The organism is Streptococcus koreensis (genome assembly GCF_003627135.1).
Taxonomy (GTDB): Bacteria; Bacillota; Bacilli; order Lactobacillales; family Streptococcaceae; genus Streptococcus; species Streptococcus ilei.
Window position 1 is genome coordinate 412,863 of sequence record NZ_CP032620.1, and the last position, 17,138, is coordinate 430,000.

At 39.8% G+C, this 17,138-nt stretch carries 16 protein-coding genes and 3 pseudogenes (1 of these 19 only partly in view); 6 read left to right on the top strand and 13 right to left on the bottom strand.

All coding sequences use genetic code 11. The annotated features are described in order from the left end of the window. Positions 1-45 precede the first annotated feature (45 nt). Positions 46-2,691, bottom strand: a complete 2,646-nt coding sequence (locus D7D50_RS02150) for an alpha-mannosidase (protein ID WP_120701370.1) — start codon at positions 2,689-2,691, stop codon at positions 46-48. Between the two features lie 185 nt (positions 2,692-2,876). After that, complete coding sequence (locus D7D50_RS02160; RefSeq protein ID WP_120701371.1) at positions 2,877-4,157, bottom strand: glycoside hydrolase family 125 protein; 1,281 nt, start codon at positions 4,155-4,157, stop codon at positions 2,877-2,879. A gap of 193 nt (positions 4,158-4,350) precedes the next feature. On the opposite strand from D7D50_RS02160, the gene D7D50_RS02165 reads away from it, so the two are divergent. Next, complete coding sequence (locus D7D50_RS02165; RefSeq protein ID WP_120701372.1) at positions 4,351-6,429, top strand: GH92 family glycosyl hydrolase; 2,079 nt, start codon at positions 4,351-4,353, stop codon at positions 6,427-6,429. Between the two features lie 61 nt (positions 6,430-6,490). Here D7D50_RS02165 and D7D50_RS02170 read toward each other — a convergent pair whose 3' ends face one another. From D7D50_RS02170 to D7D50_RS02220, 11 genes and pseudogenes are all read right to left on the bottom strand, one after another. Then, positions 6,491-7,036: a DUF6287 domain-containing protein gene (locus tag D7D50_RS02170; protein ID WP_117745002.1), complete on the bottom strand. Its 546-nt coding sequence runs from the start codon at positions 7,034-7,036 to the stop codon at positions 6,491-6,493. A gap of 272 nt (positions 7,037-7,308) precedes the next feature. Beyond that, entirely contained in the window at positions 7,309-8,808 is a 1,500-nt protein-coding gene (locus D7D50_RS02175) for a zinc ABC transporter substrate-binding protein AdcA (RefSeq protein ID WP_120701373.1), read from the bottom strand. Between the two features lie 8 nt (positions 8,809-8,816). After that, positions 8,817-9,620 carry a metal ABC transporter permease gene (locus tag D7D50_RS02180; RefSeq protein WP_023022055.1) on the bottom strand — a complete coding sequence of 268 codons (804 nt, stop codon included), beginning with the start codon at positions 9,618-9,620 and terminating at the stop codon, positions 8,817-8,819. Continuing rightward, positions 9,613-10,317 (bottom strand): metal ABC transporter ATP-binding protein, encoded by a 705-nt coding sequence (locus D7D50_RS02185; RefSeq protein WP_023027537.1) that lies wholly within the window; start codon positions 10,315-10,317, stop codon positions 9,613-9,615. The genes D7D50_RS02180 and D7D50_RS02185 overlap by 8 nt, the downstream gene beginning before the upstream one ends. Then, complete coding sequence (locus tag D7D50_RS02190; protein ID WP_023027536.1) at positions 10,317-10,754, bottom strand: zinc-dependent MarR family transcriptional regulator; 438 nt, start codon at positions 10,752-10,754, stop codon at positions 10,317-10,319. The genes D7D50_RS02185 and D7D50_RS02190 overlap by 1 nt, the downstream gene beginning before the upstream one ends. Before the next feature lie 406 nt (positions 10,755-11,160). Continuing rightward, positions 11,161-11,292, bottom strand: a pseudogene (locus tag D7D50_RS02195) (ABC transporter ATP-binding protein); the annotation flags it as partial. 125 nt (positions 11,293-11,417) lie between these two features. Beyond that, positions 11,418-11,507: pseudogene (locus D7D50_RS02200) on the bottom strand (winged helix-turn-helix transcriptional regulator); the annotation flags it as partial. Positions 11,508-11,534: 27 nt separating this feature from the next. Further along, positions 11,535-12,098 carry an NAD(P)H-dependent oxidoreductase gene (locus D7D50_RS02205; RefSeq protein WP_120701374.1) on the bottom strand — a complete coding sequence of 188 codons (564 nt, stop codon included), beginning with the start codon at positions 12,096-12,098 and terminating at the stop codon, positions 11,535-11,537. Then, positions 12,098-12,691: a TetR/AcrR family transcriptional regulator gene (locus D7D50_RS02210; protein WP_120701375.1), complete on the bottom strand. Its 594-nt coding sequence runs from the start codon at positions 12,689-12,691 to the stop codon at positions 12,098-12,100. The genes D7D50_RS02205 and D7D50_RS02210 overlap by 1 nt, the downstream gene beginning before the upstream one ends. A 343-nt stretch (positions 12,692-13,034) precedes the next feature. Continuing rightward, complete coding sequence (locus D7D50_RS02215; RefSeq protein WP_120701376.1) at positions 13,035-13,655, bottom strand: tetratricopeptide repeat protein; 621 nt, start codon at positions 13,653-13,655, stop codon at positions 13,035-13,037. Between the two features lie 163 nt (positions 13,656-13,818). Continuing rightward, positions 13,819-14,265: a helix-turn-helix transcriptional regulator gene (locus D7D50_RS02220; protein ID WP_000287814.1), complete on the bottom strand. Its 447-nt coding sequence runs from the start codon at positions 14,263-14,265 to the stop codon at positions 13,819-13,821. Positions 14,266-14,585: 320 nt separating this feature from the next. Between D7D50_RS02220 and D7D50_RS02225 the strand changes: the two genes are divergently transcribed. The 5 genes and pseudogenes from D7D50_RS02225 to D7D50_RS02245 form a co-directional block, all read left to right on the top strand. Further along, entirely contained in the window at positions 14,586-15,059 is a 474-nt protein-coding gene (locus D7D50_RS02225) for a hypothetical protein (RefSeq protein WP_061454679.1), read from the top strand. Between the two features lie 110 nt (positions 15,060-15,169). Then, positions 15,170-16,297: a replication initiation factor domain-containing protein gene (locus D7D50_RS02230; RefSeq protein WP_227877754.1), complete on the top strand. Its 1,128-nt coding sequence runs from the start codon at positions 15,170-15,172 to the stop codon at positions 16,295-16,297. A 2-nt stretch (positions 16,298-16,299) separates the two neighbouring features. Next, positions 16,300-16,686: a hypothetical protein gene (locus D7D50_RS02235; RefSeq protein ID WP_061853401.1), complete on the top strand. Its 387-nt coding sequence runs from the start codon at positions 16,300-16,302 to the stop codon at positions 16,684-16,686. 59 nt (positions 16,687-16,745) lie between these two features. Further along, a complete protein-coding gene (locus D7D50_RS02240) occupies positions 16,746-16,940 on the top strand; it encodes a DUF3173 domain-containing protein (RefSeq protein ID WP_021144813.1) in 195 nt (64 codons plus the stop codon). A gap of 3 nt (positions 16,941-16,943) precedes the next feature. Beyond that, positions 16,944-17,138, top strand: a pseudogene (locus D7D50_RS02245) (tyrosine-type recombinase/integrase) (it continues 947 nt past the right edge of the window).

The following is a 17,138-nucleotide window of genomic DNA, read 5'->3' on the forward strand; positions in this document are numbered from 1 at the left end:
CTTACTTCTTCGCTCCTCCTTTCTGTTTCTGTTTACTGTTTGAAATTAAATTTCTTCTTTTTGAATGAATTCTGTACGAATTTCCTGTGGTGCCAATAGTCCTGAATGAACTGGGTATGGGCGTTCCAGCAAGTCAAGAATGGCTTGTTGTTTTTCAGAAACGCGAACATTTTCTTGACTCATGTTGTAGTAACGAAGGACATAACCTTCTTCATTCTCAGCAACCTTAAATGCCGTTGGGCAGACTTGTGGTAAGTTCAGTGCCGCATGGTTAAAGAGGCTACCCGTTGCGGCAACACTACCCTCTTGTTTTGCAACTTGAAGAGCTGTAAATGGCACCTGGAAGGCTTTGGCACGACGGAAAGCTGAGAAGCGTTCGCCTGCTTGGTGGCATTCTACTGCAAACTCAACTTCGATATCACGCAAGCACTGAGCTTCCGGTGTTGGGAAGTAGCCCCAGTCACCGAGTTCGCCTGAAGCACGAAGAAGGGTTACAGCCATAGTATCGTCTCCAAGAATTTCATACTCGTGCAATCCTTTATTGGATACGGTCACTCCTTTGACATCATCATACAAGCTGACAAAGGCTTGTTGGTGTTGTGGATTTTCAGGATTTTCCCAAGAAGCTGCTGGTTTGTTTGGTCTTGTCACAACTTCATAGATGCTTTCAGAATCATTGCTTGGACGAGTGTTATGAGTTTTGACCAAAAGACGGATGCGGTGATCCTTGGCAGTATTGGTAAAACGAGTCTTAAAGCGAATCTGTGGGTTATCCACAAAGATGGTCATCTCCGTTTCAAGAGGAATGGTTGTCAACTCTTCTGAACGACCTGCGTCTCGTTTCATGAACTCAATAATGCCTCTTTGTTCAGCATCCAATTTTTCATCTGCACTGACTGGAATCGTCAAGTCATGCTTGAGCAAGATTTTGGCATAGCGAGCATTGTTTTCTAGGACATCGTATCCCTTCAATTGAGCATAGATTGGTTCGGTTCCTTTTGGTTGGAAGTAAATATATTCGTTACCAATATCTCCACGATCCTCAAAGCGGATAAAGTCTTCGTAAGCTTCGTTTGTAGTCTTGTCATAGACGGTGATTCCTTCATCTACACTCACAGTTACAAACGGTGTATCAATCACTCCATTTTGATAAATCCCATCTCGGTATTCTACTTGGCCTTCAACCAATTGGAAGCTTGCCCAAGAAAGTGGAGCCAGATGAACTGGGATTGTCACGCGCACTTGACGAGCAATATAAGGTTGGCGGAACTTGTCCTTTGGTAAAGTATAGCCAAAACTTGCTCCCAAGTCTTCAATCTTGGCTTCAATGACATGGCCATCCAAATCTTCAACATGGTACTCTGGCAAGGACATGGCTACCATCTTCTTGTAGCCTTCAGTTGGATGTAACTCTTTGAAATCACAAGTAGCAACATCCACCACAACACTCACAGTATCTACCTTGTCATGTAAAGCTGTGTTAACAACGGTGAAGAGGTGTTCGCTTTGTGCATTTTGGGTAGCCAGTTTGCCCTTCCATTCATTAAGAAGGTTGCTCTTAACAAAATTTCCGACTTGATTGACCTTGGCAAAACGAGTTTCCATTTCACGGTGGACCTCGTCTATACTACAGCCACAGATACTATCGTGTGGCGCATTTTGCAAAAGCACTTTCCAAGCATAGGTCAATTGATCCTTATGATTATGACCTCCTGTGAGAATGGTCAATGGTTCCACGACCTGCTCGAGCAAGTTACTATTTTCTTGGAAGGCTTGCTTGAGGTAAATACGAGATGAAGAGGTGTTGGCAAGAGTGTACCAACCATCTGTTTCCTGGCTGGTCAATTCTCCTGTAACCGTTGATAGGTGTTCAGGAAGTGCACTTTCCACTGCTTGCACATATTCGTCAAAAGAGCTATGAATAAAGGTCACGTCAGGGAAGAGTTCGTTGGCCACACGAATGGCTTCACTAATATTTCTCTGTACAGGCTGGTGATCACAGCCGTTCATCATCAACCATTGGTTGGTCGATGCATAGTCACGGACGTCTGCTAATTTTTGCTTCCAGAAAGTCAAAGCTTCATCTTTATCCACTGGAATTTCATTCCCGTTACTGTACCAGTTTGCAAAGAGAATGCCGAGTACACGGCTACCATCAGCCCCCTGCCAATACATCTCAGAAAATTGAGAGGTAAATTGCTCATCTTCGAGGACTTGGTTGTCAAATCCGATTGGCTTGACACCACGACCAAAGGCTGCTACGTGAATGCCTGATTTTTGAAGGATTTGAGGAGCCTGCCCCATATTTCCAAAGGTATCTGGGAAGTAGCCGATTTGAGTTGATGTGCCCCATTTGGCACATTCCTCTTGTCCAATCAAGGTATTGCGGACGTTCGCTTCACTGGAAATCAAGTAATCATCCTGCAAGATATAGAAAGGACCAATCTTGAGTTTTCCTTCGTCGATATAACGCTGCACCTTGTCACGATTTTCAGGGCGAATTTCTAAATAATCATCAAGGACGATGGTTTGTCCATCCAAGTGGAAGCTCTTAAATTCAGGATCATTTTCAAACAGATCAAAAAGATTGTCAAAAAGTTCCACCAATTGCATCCGGTGACTCTCAAAAGGTAGATACCACTCACGATCCCAGTGGCTGTGAGAAATAATATGTACAACAACATTTTCCATGAGTAAAACCTCATTCTAACTTAAATTTAAAAATAGATTTGTGATTCTTTACCAGAATCAGTTGAGCGAAAACGTGCTCCTTATACTCAATGAAAATCAAAGAGCAAACTAGGAAGCTAGCCGCAGGCTGTACTTGAGTACAGCAAGGTGAAGCTGACGTAGTTTGAAGAGATTTTCGAAGAGTATTATCGAATATCCAAGTAATCCAAGACCAACTCACAGAACATCATATTGGCCCATGAGAACCATTCACGCGAGTAGAGAGTCGGATCATCGACGTGGAAGCTTTCGTGCATAACACCTGTTCCACCATCGCAAGCAACCAATTGATCTAGCAAGAATTTTTTCTCAGCTTTATCGGTAGCTGTCAAGCCTTGAATAGATAGGGCAATCGGCCAGATATAACGATAGAAGGTATGAGAACTTCCGAGACCGCTAGCGTATTCTCCTTGGTAGAAGTAAGGATTTTCAGGGCTCAGAATGGTGCGACGAGTTGCTTGATACACTTCATCGTTCACATCACAGTAACCAAGATAGGGAGCCGCTAACAAGCTTGGTACGTTAGGGTCGTCCATGATGCTAGCATTTCCCAAACCGTCTACTTCGAAGGCGTAAATCTTTTCACCCTTACTGTTGGTAGTGTAGGCGTAGTTTTCGATTCCTTCTTGGATTTCAGCTTGCAGACGTTTGGCATCAACAATAATGCTCTCGCTATCAGCTAGATTCAATTCTGCAAAAATTTCCTGGACATATCCCAAGACAACGACTGCAAACATATTTGACGGAATCAAGTAGCTATACTGACAGCAATCATCACTTGGACGGAAGGCTGACCAGGTCATTCCTGTCACGGCAAAGTCAGGACCAAAACCATCATTTACCAAAGTATCTTCCTTACGATCGGTATCACGAACAAAGCGATAAGGTGAGTTGTTATGGTCTTGTTCCACCGTCCATAAATGAAGAATTTCCTTAGCCGCTGAGACAAAAGTTTCATCAAACTGGCTAGTCTCACCAGTTTCTTTCCAAAGGAGATAAGCCAACTGCAAGGGATAGCAAAGCGAATCTACTTCATATTTGCGTTCCCATATCCAGCCATTGAGATCTGTATGGTCTGTTTCGTGGTGCCCCTTCCAGTTTTCCTCAATATTAAAAGAGTTAGCATAAGGATCCTTGAGGATCAACGTCATCTGACGTTTGACCAAGCCAGCAATAGTCTGACGTAAACGAGAGTCTCTTTTTGCCACATGAAGGTAGGGTCTCAGCTGAGCAGTCGAGTCTCGAAGCCACATAGCTGGGATATCTCCTGTCAGGACAAAAGTCGAGCCATCTTCCAAAATTTCAACTGTATTATCTAAGGTATCTGTATAGCAACGCTCAAAGACATCCACCCACTCAGGGTAATCCTTAGCACGTTCTGCTACTTGATCCAACCATTCTCTGACGATTTCTTTTGAATAGGTCATTTATTTTCCTCACACGTATCGATTCTTTCCTATTCAGTATAAAAGATTTCAAAGGGGAAATACATACGCAAATTATAGCCCTTTTTCTACAAACTTTTCTAGTTTTAAAAATTGCTTTCAGATTCTAGTAGCTTCTGCTAAAATAAAGAAAGAAAAGGGCTTAGAAGCTCTACTTTAATACAGGAGGTCCTTTATGAAGACCGATTTGACTCGCATTGATACCCGCTTAGGAACAGACAATCACCCAGCTTATTCCAACGGCAACACCCTCCCTTACACAGGAGTTCCTTTTGGGATGAATTATTTTCTCCCACAGACGACACATGAACAGGGTGCTTGGTTTTTCAACCCCAACCTTCCAATCTTTCAAGGCATTCGCTTGACTCATCAGCCGAGCCCTTGGATTGGGGATTTTTCTTGGTGTCTCCTCACCCCACTAACAGACATACCGACTCAAGAAGACCTCTATTTTAGACAGAGCAGTTACCGGATCCAAGAAGCTATCTTTCAGCCCCATTATTTAGCCCTCACCTCAGAGCGCTATCAAATCCACACAGAGATGACGCCAAGCCTCTATGGAGCCTTCCTTCGCTTTAGGGGGCCATCTGAACTAGCGCTTGCCTTGCACTGTCCCAATGGACTAACTGAGCTAGAATTCGGAGAAACAAATCTTCACTTCCACATCCTAGATCAAAATCATACAGACCAACAAGACTTTCCGTTCTATCTTCATTTCGAATTTGACCAAGCTATCACTCGAACTCACTGGCTAGGGCAGGATTTGATCCTAGAGTTTGACAGCCCCATACTAGAAGCTCGATTAGGTACTTCCTTTATTAGCCCTGACTTGGCCAAATCTCACCTCCCTAAAGCTAGCTTTGAAGATATGAAAGAAAAAGCCGGTCGCAAGTGGCAAGAGCTAATGGACCGATTTGAAATTTTAGATACGGGCGGAGAGGATCGAACCTTTTTCGATCACTGTCTCTATCGTAGTCTGCTCTTTCCTCAGACTTGTTATGAAGTGACCCCTGAAGGGAAAGCAGTTCATCGTGACTTCGCCCACAACCGCATTCAAGAAGGAAAATACTTCACTAGTCTGGGCTTCTGGGACCTCTTTCGGACCACCTTTCCTCTTTATAGCCTGGTCTATCCTGAGCTCTATCAGGAATTTCTCGAAGGCTTCCTTAACCATTACCGGGATACAGGCTTCCTCCCTAAATGGCTAGCGCCAGACGAAAGAGGCATGATGCCTGGGACACTCGTTGATGGGGTCATTGCAGATGCCATTCAGAAAGGCCTGGCTCCCGACCTTCACACGGAACTTTTTGAAGCCATGCTGGATACAGCTAGGAAGGAAGATCCAAATGGTCATTACGGTCGACGAGGAGCGAAAGAGTACAAAAAATTAGGTTATCTATCCACCGACTATCACGAAAGCGTGAGTCATACCATCGACTTCTCCTATAGCGACTTTTGTATCGCCCAAACTGCTCAGATACTTGGCAAGGAAGATCTTGCCAAAGAATATGCCCAATCTAGCCTTTCCTACCGAACCCTCTTTGATCCAGAAACAGGTTATATCCGAGCCAAAGATAAGAAGGGTCATTTCAGACCAGACTTCTCTCCGATCAGTTGGGGACGCGACTATGCAGAGTGCTCTGCCATTCAGGCAACCTTAGGCGCCCTTCACGACATAGAGGGACTCAAGCAACTCTTTGGAGGAGAAGAAGGCTTTACCCACTACTTAACCCGACTGGCAACCCAAGCACCACATTATGAAGTGACGGGCTATGGCTACGAAATTCACGAAATGAGTGAGATGGCCCAAGCTCCTTTTGGGCAAATTGCCATTTCGAACCAACCGAGTTTCCACATCCCCTATCTCTTTCGCTATAGCCAACACCCAGAATACACTAGCTTACTGATTCAAGCCATTCGCAAAGAAGCCTTCCAGTCAAGCTTCCAGGCCTATCCAGGAGATGAGGATAATGGCAGTCTATCTTCTTGGTATATCTGGTCAGTTTTGGGACTCTATCCGACTTGCCCCGGAAAACCAGTTTATGACCTGGGGATTCCTCTCTTCAAACACCTACGCCTCTATCTCCCTCAAGAGAAAAAATGGATCCATATCCATCGTACAGCCCACACAGCTCAGGCACACTTCCTTCAAGATGTTTCACTTGATGGGAAAAGAATCGACAGAGTGAGTCACCAAGACCTCTTGAAAGCAGAGAAGCTGGATTTCCACCTCTCTTGGCTCCCTAAGATCTAGAAAACGAAAAAGAATGAAGAGTTGGACACTCTTCATTCTTTTTCTATGGCACTAATATTCCCTAATCCCCAACCTTATAGAGGAAAGACCCTTGTTCTGTAAAACTGTACATCCCAGTTCCAGTCCAGAGACGGTCTTTACTTGCATCAGAGTCATCATGGAAGACGACTTCTCCATTTTCGTCCGTTTGATCATCAATCGTAAGCCCGGCAGGGATGAATTCCATTAAAAATCCACCTGTGATTCCTCCGTAAACTCCTCCCGAAACAGTCCCATAATCCGTCAAGGAGAGACCGTAAGATTCATATTCGTTAGAGACCAAACCATTTTGATCAAAGACCAATTTATTTCCCTTATCATCTTGCCAGACACCAGCTACGCTACTATAATCCCCTTGAGCGATTGCTTCAATATCCATCTTTGTTTTCTCTTTCTTATCACTCGAACTTTCAGCTTTCTTTGTTTCACTAGTAGCTGAGCTATCCTTCGATTGACGAACCGTACTTTCTTTACTTTCAGCCCCTGTCTCCTGCTTTTTCTCACCGCAGGCTCCAAGGAAAAACAGTAGAGCAGAAAGCAACAATAACAAACGATACTTTTTCATCATGAATCTCCCTAATTCAAACTATTCTATAAACCTAATTTTATCCTTTTTCTAGCAAATTGACAAGTTTCTTTTACTATCAAAAAATGAGGCTGGGACAAAAGTCCTAGCCTCTCAATTGTCTTTGGATTGTTGAGCAAGACGCAGTGGTTGAGTGGGCTCTACTACGCTGATTTCATCAGCTTTTACAGCCCTACTCAACTGTGCGGAGGTGGGACGACGAAATCGAATTCTAACGAATGACTGATTTCTGTCCCACTCTCTTCTCTATTTGATTAATGGGCTAACATTTCCTGTGCAATTTCAAATCCTGTCAAGTCACTTGGGTAGTAAGTAGGCCAATTTTCCAATTCATTGTAAAGAGCCTCTTGGCTTTCTCCACCGAAGAAAATATGGAAGTGAGCTGCCTTATTGGGAGCAATTTGATGATCACTAAATTGAACATACTTGAATTCACCCGCATTCGGATCAGTTGCTTCAAAGAGATAACGCACTCCACGATTCCCTTTTGTATAGGTCAGCGTATGCTTCCCTGCGTAGCGGTATTCGAACTTCTTCTCTTCTCCATTCTTATAGAAGGTCATGGTTTTGTCGGTAATGACAATCCGTTCGACATCCGTTTTATAGCCTGTGGTGTAGTAAGCTTTATACTCTTCAGCTGTTTTGGACTTGGTTAGTTTAGCTTTGTAATCAAAAACTTGATCCAAGGTGCCATCTTTTAGATAAGGATACACAGATTGCCAGTCTCCCGCATAGTCTGAGAGAGTTCGGTCCTTAATAGCACTGTCTTCAAAGTAGCCATTGGCTACTGTTTTGGTGTCTTCTTCCTCTTCTGGAGCGATTTCCTTCCCTGCTTGAGTCGTTGTTAACTCTAAAGATTTGAGGTTGGCTCCCATGATAGAGATGTAGTCTTCACCATCTTTCATCTGTTCATCTGTCAAGCTCTCTAGTGGATTCAAAACAGCTAGATCTACACCGGTTTCAGCAGACAAGGTTTTCGATAAGGATTTAGAAGCATTTTCTTCAAAGTAGATGACCTTGATATCGTTCTTCTTGATGTACTCTGTCAATTCACTCAAACGACTCGCAGATGGTTCACTATCCGGTGACAAACCTGAAATAGAGACTTGATTCAAGCCATAGTCCAAGGCCAAATAACGGAAAGCCGCGTGCTGCGTTACAAAGTTTTTCTGTTTCGCTGCAGATAGGCTCTTCGTATAGCTGTCATCCAATTTTTTCAACTTAGCAATATAAGCATCCGCATTAGCTGTAAAGCTATCTTTTTTATCTGGGTACTGTTTCACCAGTTGATCACGAATCGTTTCCACCATTTTAATGGCTCTCTGTGGAGACAGCCAGACATGGGGATCGTAGTCATGATGGTGTTCTTCCCCTCCCTCATGGTCATGCTCTTCTTCACCACCTGGTAAAAGAAGCATATTTTCAGTCGCTTTGACAACCTTGGTTTTCTTGCCATCCATTGATTTCAACAACTGAGGCACCCAAGTTTCCATGTTCTCGTTCTCATAGACAAAGACATCTGACTCTTGAATTTTTGCGCGACCTTTGGCAGACAATTCAAAATCATGGGGTTCCGAACCAGACCCAATCAAGAGCTCCACATCTCCCTCGTCTCCGATGACTTGCTTAGTAAATTCATAGACAGGATAGAAAGTAGTCATGACTTTCAATTTCCCTGACTGATTTTGACCGCCACTACAAGCTACTAAAAGAAGACTACAGAAGGCTAACACGAGCCATACAAGTTTTTTCATAAGATCACCTATTTTCTAAATTTAACAAAAAGATTTGAGAGCAAAAAGAAGGATACAAATAAGAGAGTGATGGTCGCACTAACCGGTGTATCCGGATAATAAGAAAGAATGAGACCACTGACCATCCCCACAAAACCAATGACTACTGCCAACAGCATGACTGAACGGAAAGTTTTTCCTAGCTTTAAAGCAATACTAGCTGGCAAGACCATAATAGTAGATACCAACAAGGAGCCTGCAGCCGGGATCATCAAGGCGATAGCCACTCCTGTCACAATATTAAATAGGATAGACATGAGACGTACGGGTAAACCATCTACATAAGCTGTATCCTCGTCAAACGTAAGGATATACATAGGACGAATAAAGAGAACCGTCAAACATAAAACAATCGCCGCAATGACAAACAAAGCTAGCACTTGCTCATCAGTAATAGTCAAGGTGGAACCAAATAGGTACTGATCCAAACTCATGGAACTTTTACCACCACCCTTCATGATCACTAGGGCTAAGGCCAAGCCAGTCGACATGAGAATCGCTGTCCCGATTTCCATAAAATCTTTATAGACTGTTCGTAAATACTCTAGAAATACAGCCGCTATGATTACCACAATGACTGTCGAAATAGTTGGAGAGAAACCAAGGAAGAGGCCAAAAGCGACCCCCGATAGAGAAACGTGACTCAGTGTATCACTCATCAAGCTCTGACGACGCAAAATCAAAAATACACCTAAGATAGGGGAGAAGAGACTCATGGCAACCATCGCCAACAAAGCCCGTTGCATAAAGTCATATTGAAATAAACTAAGCATGCTCCTCACCTCCATCTTTCTCATGGACATTAAAGCAACGCCATGGAGAATTTTGTTTTCTCACCAGGTGAATATTGCGATCCGCGTAATGGCTCACCTCTTCGGGATCATGCGTAATCATTAAAACAGCCTTCCCATGGTGGTGGGCACTGTGATGCATCAATTCGTAAAACTCATCCTTACTACCAGCATCCATCCCAGTAGTCGGTTCATCCAACACAAAAATATCTGGATCAGACGCAAACATTCGTGCAATGACAGCCCGTTGCTTCTGACCACCGGATAGAGCCCCTAACGGTTTATCACGATGCTCTAACATCCCAACAGAAGATAAACTAGCTAAAATGTGCTCCTCATCATGATGATTTAACCGACGAAACCAGCCCTTACGAGGATAACGTCCCGATTTCACAAACTCATAAACAGAACTTGGAAAGCCAGCATTGAAACTTGCAATTTGTTGCGGAAGATAAGCGATTCGTAATTTTTTACCCGCTACATTTTCCTTAGCGATTTCAACAGTTCCTACTTTGGGTTTTAAAATTCCAAGACTTGCCTTAATCAAAGTAGATTTAGCAGCACCATTCTCACCCGTCAGGGTCACAAACTCCCCACTATCCAAGTAATAATTCACACCTTCTAGAACAGGCTCTCTATCATAATAAAATGAAAGATCTTTAACAGTAATATAACGCATTAACGAAGATCCTCCAATAAGCGCGATAAAAATTTAGAAATAACCATCTGTTCTTCTTGAGAAAATTCACTCAAAACTTGATTATACACAGCCAAAGTATGATCATGATGATGAGAATGTTCTTCAGCAACCGGACGCCCTAAATCTGTTAACCGATACAAAACAATACGAGCATCTTTCTCGTCTTTCAAAGCTTCCAACATGCCAAAAGAAAGTAATTGCTTAACTGCTTTGGTCACAGCAGCTTGACTGACATTTAGCAATTTAGCAAGCTCAGAATTTGAATAATTATCTTTTGAAAGTAACATTAGAATATGCTCTTGCGTGTTGGTTAAAGAAAAACCACTCGTACAGGAACCAATCAAAACTTCATGCTGATTCTCAGAAATAAGTAAAATAGAATTTAAAAAATGTTCAATCTGATTAGCAACTTTCATATGTATTTCCTTTCTGTTAACCGGTAAATACTTTACCGGTTAATTATAACACAGTAAAGGAAAGTAGTCAAAGCATTTTCAGAAAACAATGAGAATAAATTTAAGGAATTTATTAGTAACTCACCAGTAAAAATTCAACGAATAAAAGAAAAAGACAAGGTCCGAAAACCTTGTCTTTAATACTATACCGGCGGCCGGGGTCGAACCGGCACGTCCTTGCGGACACTGGATTTTGAGTTCTATGAACCCATTTTTTAAATCTTATAACCTTGATTTAATAGGGTTTTAGAACTTTTGAATCTTGCAAAATAGACTCATTTTTTAAATTTTAGTAACTTTTTGGTAACTCATCTTTCTCTCTTAAATAACTACTTCCATAAATAGTGAGTCAATAATCTTATTTCTCAGTCGTTGATTTCCTTGCCCCATTTGGTCCTAGAATCGCATTAAACGTTCCCTTTTCAAACTGTAGGTGAATATGATCAACCACTAGATGATTTCCATACCGTTTACTGATGTTTTTAGCTGGTAATATCATGTTCTCTCTCCTTTTTGACAGTATCAGTCTAGCAAAAAAGCCGTTTAAAAAACGGCCTTTTGGGATAAGCGGTCAAAATGAGAACCTAAGTGGCAAGATGAAAGTGACAAAAAGAAGAAGAAAATTTAATGCAACCATTCTTTCCCCCATTGATTCAAGTCCTTTAAAATCGGCATCAGCGATTTCCCTTTTCCTGTCAGCTCATATTCTGTATGCTCTGTCATGACTTATAACGCACGTTTTTATATCCTTTTGGCTATCTGTGCGATTTTTTCGAGTTCTTCTTTCCGTTGACGATCACTCATATACTCCACTCGTGTAACTTGTGTCATTTTAACCGGTTTAATACCACAGGGTTTCAAGATTTGAGATTTTAGAACCTTTGCGTAGTCTTGAGAAAAAGGAAGAAAAATTTTTGGCGTATTATGCGTCGTAATGATCCACGCTTTTCCATCTAGTTTCCCCACCGGACCTCGAGGTCCATTCTGATAAGCAAAACCTGCAACAAAAACACGATCAATAAAACCTTTTAAAATAGCTGGCATTCCACTCCACCAAGTAGGGAAAATAAAAATCAACTGATCCGCCCAACTCAATAAATCTCTATATGGTTTCATGTCTTCATTATGCTGTAAATTTCTCCTTTTATGCGTTTCATCAAAACGTAAAACCGGATCAAAGTTTTCTTTATATAAGTCTATTATTTTAACTCTATGCTCTGGTGCTAAATGCTTTTGCACAGTTTGAAGGATTGACGCATTATAACTTGTTTCATTCGGATGTGAATAGATTATTAAAACATTCATCAGCTATCTCCTTTTATATAAATATCAAGCATCGTTCTGACGGTCTTTTGAACATCATTTTCTTTAAAGTTTTCTCCAACAGGACTCCTTACCAATAGAGCCAAACCAGCAATAAAACTCCAAAAATTGATCAATATTTCTGCGTCACTACTAGAAAGATTTTCCTCATCTTTAAGTCTTAACGCTACCGACTTAAAATGTTCAAATCCTGGTAAAGAGGAGTTGACTGAAATAGTTTCCTGGGATAACTCCATATAGTTATATGGAAATTTGATAAATAATGCTTCAAATAGATAGGTTTCCTCTTGGGCAAACCATACAAAGTTACAGCCCATCAGAGTTAGTTGAGTTCTTGCATCTATGGAAGTATCAATTCCAAGTATCATATTTTTCAAAAAGAACATTGATAAGTGTTCCATAACAACTTGAATATATCTATCTTTACTTCCAAAATGCTTATAGGGAGCTCCATGAGTCACCCCACATTTTTGAGCTATTGTACGCATAGACATCCGGTCAATCCCGTTAGTTCTGATTTCTTCAATGCCAACCGAAATTAACTTTTCTTTCAGTTCTTCCGTATTCCGTTTCATTTGACCACCTTCCCTTATCAAAGTATACGTTGTCTACTTTTTATAAAGTATACACCGTCTACTTATATTTGTCAAATAAAAAAATACTCAAAACTTAGCTTTAGAGTCCCTAACCTTCTGTTATGTACTCTCCTAAGGAAAGTTTCTAAGAAGATTTTATCTTCAATTAAAAGGCTGAGACTACTGTCCCAGCCTTTTACTCATCCTTATTGACATTGAAACAAAAGCAATACTAAAACGACAAAGACAAGGATAAAACACCTTGTCTTTTTAAAATACTAGCAACTTAGACTAACATAGTTTCAAAGCAAAAACAAACTAATGGCAAAATCTAAATGTCAAATCATTCATTAATCAATTCCTCAATTTCCTTTATCCCTTCAAACTCTCCAACACTTTCGAAAAGTTCTATAGCTCGTTTGAAATGTCTATTGGATAATTCCGTATCTTCCAAGGCTAAACAGATTTCACCTAACCCTCTATAGCTACAAGCTTGAGAAATCACGTCATCAGTCTCTAAAGATTGTTCCAATGACAGATTCATGAATGTAAGTGCTTCATCAAGGTTGTTTAATTTAAATCTCACATAGCCTTGTTCGTAGTTATTCACAGCTTTCTTTAGATTATCGTTTGGAAAATACTCTTCAACTATCTTCTCTTCGTCTTCAATGAGTTTTAAAGCCTTATGAAAATCACCCTGTTCTCTGTAGATCATCGCTAATTGATGTAAGCCAATATGTTCATTTTCTTTATCTTCATTTTGTTGAGCTAATAAAATGTATTTCTCAAAGATATGGGTACACGAGGCATAGTCTTTTTCTGCCAATAATAAATACCCCATCAGATTTAAAAGGCTAAAATCTGTACAGGTATCAATGGAAAAATCTTGTTCAACCAACTTTTTAGCTTCTGATGTTTTTCCCTCCAGAAACAAGTCCCAAGCTGTATCAATTTTAGAGACCATCTATTTTCCCCTTTCGACTATAAACAACCTTCATAAAATAAAATCACTCAACAAGAATATACTAATCTTTACCTATTGAAACTTCTAAATGTTCTTTCTTTAATGGAATTCCGTCAATATTTTAGACACATTTTGGGAGGAAATTTTGAAGACTAGCGTCCTTCTAGTTTTCCCAATAAGTTTTAACTTCTTCAAAAATCTTATTCAAAAGTTCTGCATCTTTTTCTGACAACTGATTTTTTTCTATAACTCTATCTTTTAGTTCTGTTGCCTTTATTTTATTTCTTGCCACCGAAACTGCTATTGAATGTTTCAAAATATCAAACTCATCCTTTGAAAAGTTTGCAATATTGGTAAGATCTAATTGTTCTAGAGGTAAACTACTGATAATTGAATAAGGTTTTTGTCCCAGCAAATAATCTGTAGTAGTCCCAAAGATATTTGCTAATTTCACAACGAATTCTAGTCCTGGTTCTAACGTTCCATTCTCCCACCGAGAATATGTCCCTTGTTGAACTCCAATTAATTCCGATATTTGTACTTGAGTTAACTTTTTTGATTTTCTGAGAGTTTTTAACCTCTCTGAAAATTTATAATCCTCTGTATACATAATTCTCCTATAGATATTCTTATTCGTATATTTTAGCTTGACAAAATATTCTAAACGGTATAAAATAGAATTATTCCATAAGGAATATTTATTTTGAGATTGAATATTCCATTGAGAATATTATAGCATAAAAGGAGGTAAAAGCGTATGTAACTAGTAGTCGATTTAAAAAATTTTAATAAAGGAAGTAAGATTCGACAAAATAAAAAAATCTTGAAACAAATGTGCCGTTCGTTCCAAGATCAAAACATATTATGTAACAATTATACCACAGAAAACTCTTCAGTTGCACAAGAAAATTTCGGAGGTTTCACAAAAAGATGACCAATAAAGAGTTAGTCAATCAAATTTCTGGCCTAAACTCTACCTCTACTCTTAAAAATTGGATCCAACTGATTAAAGAGATAAGTGGCAAGGAATTTAAGAAAATTAAAATTCCTATCAGTAGAAACCCAAGAACTCATCAATTAAGTTATACAGTTGCCTATGACTTTACAGACGAAGACCTTAGACAATTTCAAAAGTTAGCTAAACTAAAACTTGAAATAGGTCTAAAAGAGGCTATACAAGCCGTATTTGGGAGTCTAGCAGACAATGAACAAGAATCCCTTGACCAAGTAATAGATGAGCTCTACGATGAACTGAGCGCCTTAAAACAGGAATTTAAGCGAGAAATGCGACTGATAAAAATTGAGAATTCCAACCTAAAAAAGAAAATCCAAGATATTGAAGAGTCGATGCAAACCGGCTTACTAGGGTTTGTTAACAAGAGGTCAAAAAATAGGTTCGGCTAATAGCGAGTTTTCGGCTGAGCCATGAGGCAGAAAGCCGAAAATGAGCGTAGATGCGGACGGACCATTTTTGACCGATAGGGTGTGTAGTAACACCACCCTCTGCAAGTTAGGTGTACCATCGAAAAAAAATCAGTATTACCAAGGGTTTTGGAGATTTTAAGGGTGGCAAAATTAGGCAAAAAGTTGAATCAAAATCTATGGCAAAAAATGAGCATTTACGTTCTGTATTTGACTGGATTCAAATTCAGTTTGATAAGACTGAATTTTCGCCAAAAGAAATAATCGAAGATATCCTATTTCTTGACTTTGACCTATTTATTGAGAATAAGGGGAGCCTTAAATACTATAACTATGATAGCCAGCTTCATTATGGGAATATCCGTATCTACTATGGGTCGAAAGAGTCGTCCTACATGCTTGTCATGTCAGGACAGGCACTTGAATTCTATAGAGATATGGTATTAGATCCAAATAGTCTATCCGAAAGACAGTTTCTGGACAACCTCTACTACAATTACCATCGTTTTTCAATCAGACGAATTGATATTGCAATAGATGACTTTAATGAAACACCCTATTTCACTCCTAATCAACTTCTAAAGATCTGTCAGAAGAAACGCTTTATATATGGAAAAAGCACCTACTACAATACCTACGGAGATGAAACGATCGGTCAGACCTTATATTTAAGAAAACCCAATGATGATGAAAGACTTAGAATTTACGATAAGCGCTTAGAACGAGCTGAGAAGCTCGGTATCAGCAAGCGGTATATAGAAAATTGGATAAGAACTGAGTTAGAACTTAGGAAAGAAAAAGCTCACTACTTCATTCAAGAATGGTTGCATTCGGAAATAGATCTTCTCAACTTTACCAAGGGATATCTCAAAGAAAAAGTGAGGTTCTATAGTGATAGTCACTTCTCAAAACCTTTGAGATCTTGGGAAAAGTTTTTAGGTCACTCAAGACCTGTCTCTATCATTATTTCAAAACCAAAAACAGAACTAGAACAAAAATTAGAATGGTTTACCTATAAAGGTTCTGGAGCTATTCTAAAAGCGTATAAATTTCTATACGACAATAACTTACTGCATGAGTATGAGAAGTCTAACTATCTCGCACTCAACAATATGGAATATCCACCAGATTTAGCAAGTGGATTAATAGAAAGGGCAATACTCTTTAAAAGAGAGGACTTGATCCCCACAATCAAAGAAAATATCAAAAGGAGAAATTAACTATGGCAAAAATGCTTTCACAAAATGACTGGAATTTTAATAACATTGGAACAAAATTTGAATTGGATGAAGTCATTCCAAAATTTGAAACGGAAGTCCGAGCTGATGCAAACGGAGAAATTATCAAAAACCGAGATGGTAGCGAAAGACGTTTTAATACCGATAAAATCATTGGTTGGAAATACAATGTAACGATCAAGGATGGACAATTCAAAAAGAAATCAACCCAAGTCTCAGTAGACAATCCAGATGCCTTGGTTGATAATGACTATATCCAAGCAATGGACGAGGTACCAGTTACATTTGACAATTTACAAGCTACTATGATTAGTTCGACAATGTATTACAAGGCGGATGCTATCCATTTAGTAGATGTAAAACAAAAATAAGTATAAGACAAGGGGAGTTAATCCTCCCCTTACTTAATCTAATTAGAAAAGGAGATCACATGATTAAAACTGTAACAAAAGATGACCTTATCGAACTTGGATTTGCTCCAGGAACTGCAAGAAAGATTATCCATACCGGCAAGGTACTATTAGTTAATCGTGGTTTTAACATCTACGATAACAAACGAATTGGTACAATTCCAGCCAGTGTCGCTGAAGAGCTACTAGGAATTGAACTCCAGAAAGAAGCATAATGAATGACTATTCGTAAAACTAAAAATGGTAAATGGACCGTTGATGTTTCTAATGGTTTTCACCCAGTCACACAAAAAAGAATACGTATCATTCGGAAAGGATTAAAATCTAAAAAGGAAGCCTTAGAACTGGAACAACATATTCGCGTTGTAAAATTAAAAGAAAGACAATTTGACTTTGTAGTGACAACAGATATG

What these genes read in the sequence shown, in the direction of transcription:
- D7D50_RS02160 (WP_120701371.1), bottom strand. Translation starts at nt 4,157, where the DNA reads ATGACCTATTCAAAAGAAATCGTCAGAGAATGGTTGGATCAAGTAGCA.
- D7D50_RS02210 (WP_120701375.1), bottom strand. Translation starts at nt 12,691, where the DNA reads ATGAAACGGAATACGGAAGAACTGAAAGAAAAGTTAATTTCGGTTGGC.
- D7D50_RS02175 (WP_120701373.1), bottom strand. Translation starts at nt 8,808, where the DNA reads ATGAAAAAACTTGTATGGCTCGTGTTAGCCTTCTGTAGTCTTCTTTTA.
- D7D50_RS02225 (WP_061454679.1), top strand. Translation starts at nt 14,586, where the DNA reads ATGACCAATAAAGAGTTAGTCAATCAAATTTCTGGCCTAAACTCTACC.
- D7D50_RS02220 (WP_000287814.1), bottom strand. Translation starts at nt 14,265, where the DNA reads ATGTATACAGAGGATTATAAATTTTCAGAGAGGTTAAAAACTCTCAGA.
- D7D50_RS02165 (WP_120701372.1), top strand. Translation starts at nt 4,351, where the DNA reads ATGAAGACCGATTTGACTCGCATTGATACCCGCTTAGGAACAGACAAT.
- D7D50_RS02180 (WP_023022055.1), bottom strand. Translation starts at nt 9,620, where the DNA reads ATGCTTAGTTTATTTCAATATGACTTTATGCAACGGGCTTTGTTGGCG.
- D7D50_RS02240 (WP_021144813.1), top strand. Translation starts at nt 16,746, where the DNA reads ATGATTAAAACTGTAACAAAAGATGACCTTATCGAACTTGGATTTGCT.
- D7D50_RS02185 (WP_023027537.1), bottom strand. Translation starts at nt 10,317, where the DNA reads ATGCGTTATATTACTGTTAAAGATCTTTCATTTTATTATGATAGAGAG.
- D7D50_RS02215 (WP_120701376.1), bottom strand. Translation starts at nt 13,655, where the DNA reads ATGGTCTCTAAAATTGATACAGCTTGGGACTTGTTTCTGGAGGGAAAA.
- D7D50_RS02235 (WP_061853401.1), top strand. Translation starts at nt 16,300, where the DNA reads ATGGCAAAAATGCTTTCACAAAATGACTGGAATTTTAATAACATTGGA.
- D7D50_RS02190 (WP_023027536.1), bottom strand. Translation starts at nt 10,754, where the DNA reads ATGAAAGTTGCTAATCAGATTGAACATTTTTTAAATTCTATTTTACTT.
- D7D50_RS02205 (WP_120701374.1), bottom strand. Translation starts at nt 12,098, where the DNA reads ATGAATGTTTTAATAATCTATTCACATCCGAATGAAACAAGTTATAAT.
- D7D50_RS02150 (WP_120701370.1), bottom strand. Translation starts at nt 2,691, where the DNA reads ATGGAAAATGTTGTTGTACATATTATTTCTCACAGCCACTGGGATCGT.
- D7D50_RS02170 (WP_117745002.1), bottom strand. Translation starts at nt 7,036, where the DNA reads ATGATGAAAAAGTATCGTTTGTTATTGTTGCTTTCTGCTCTACTGTTT.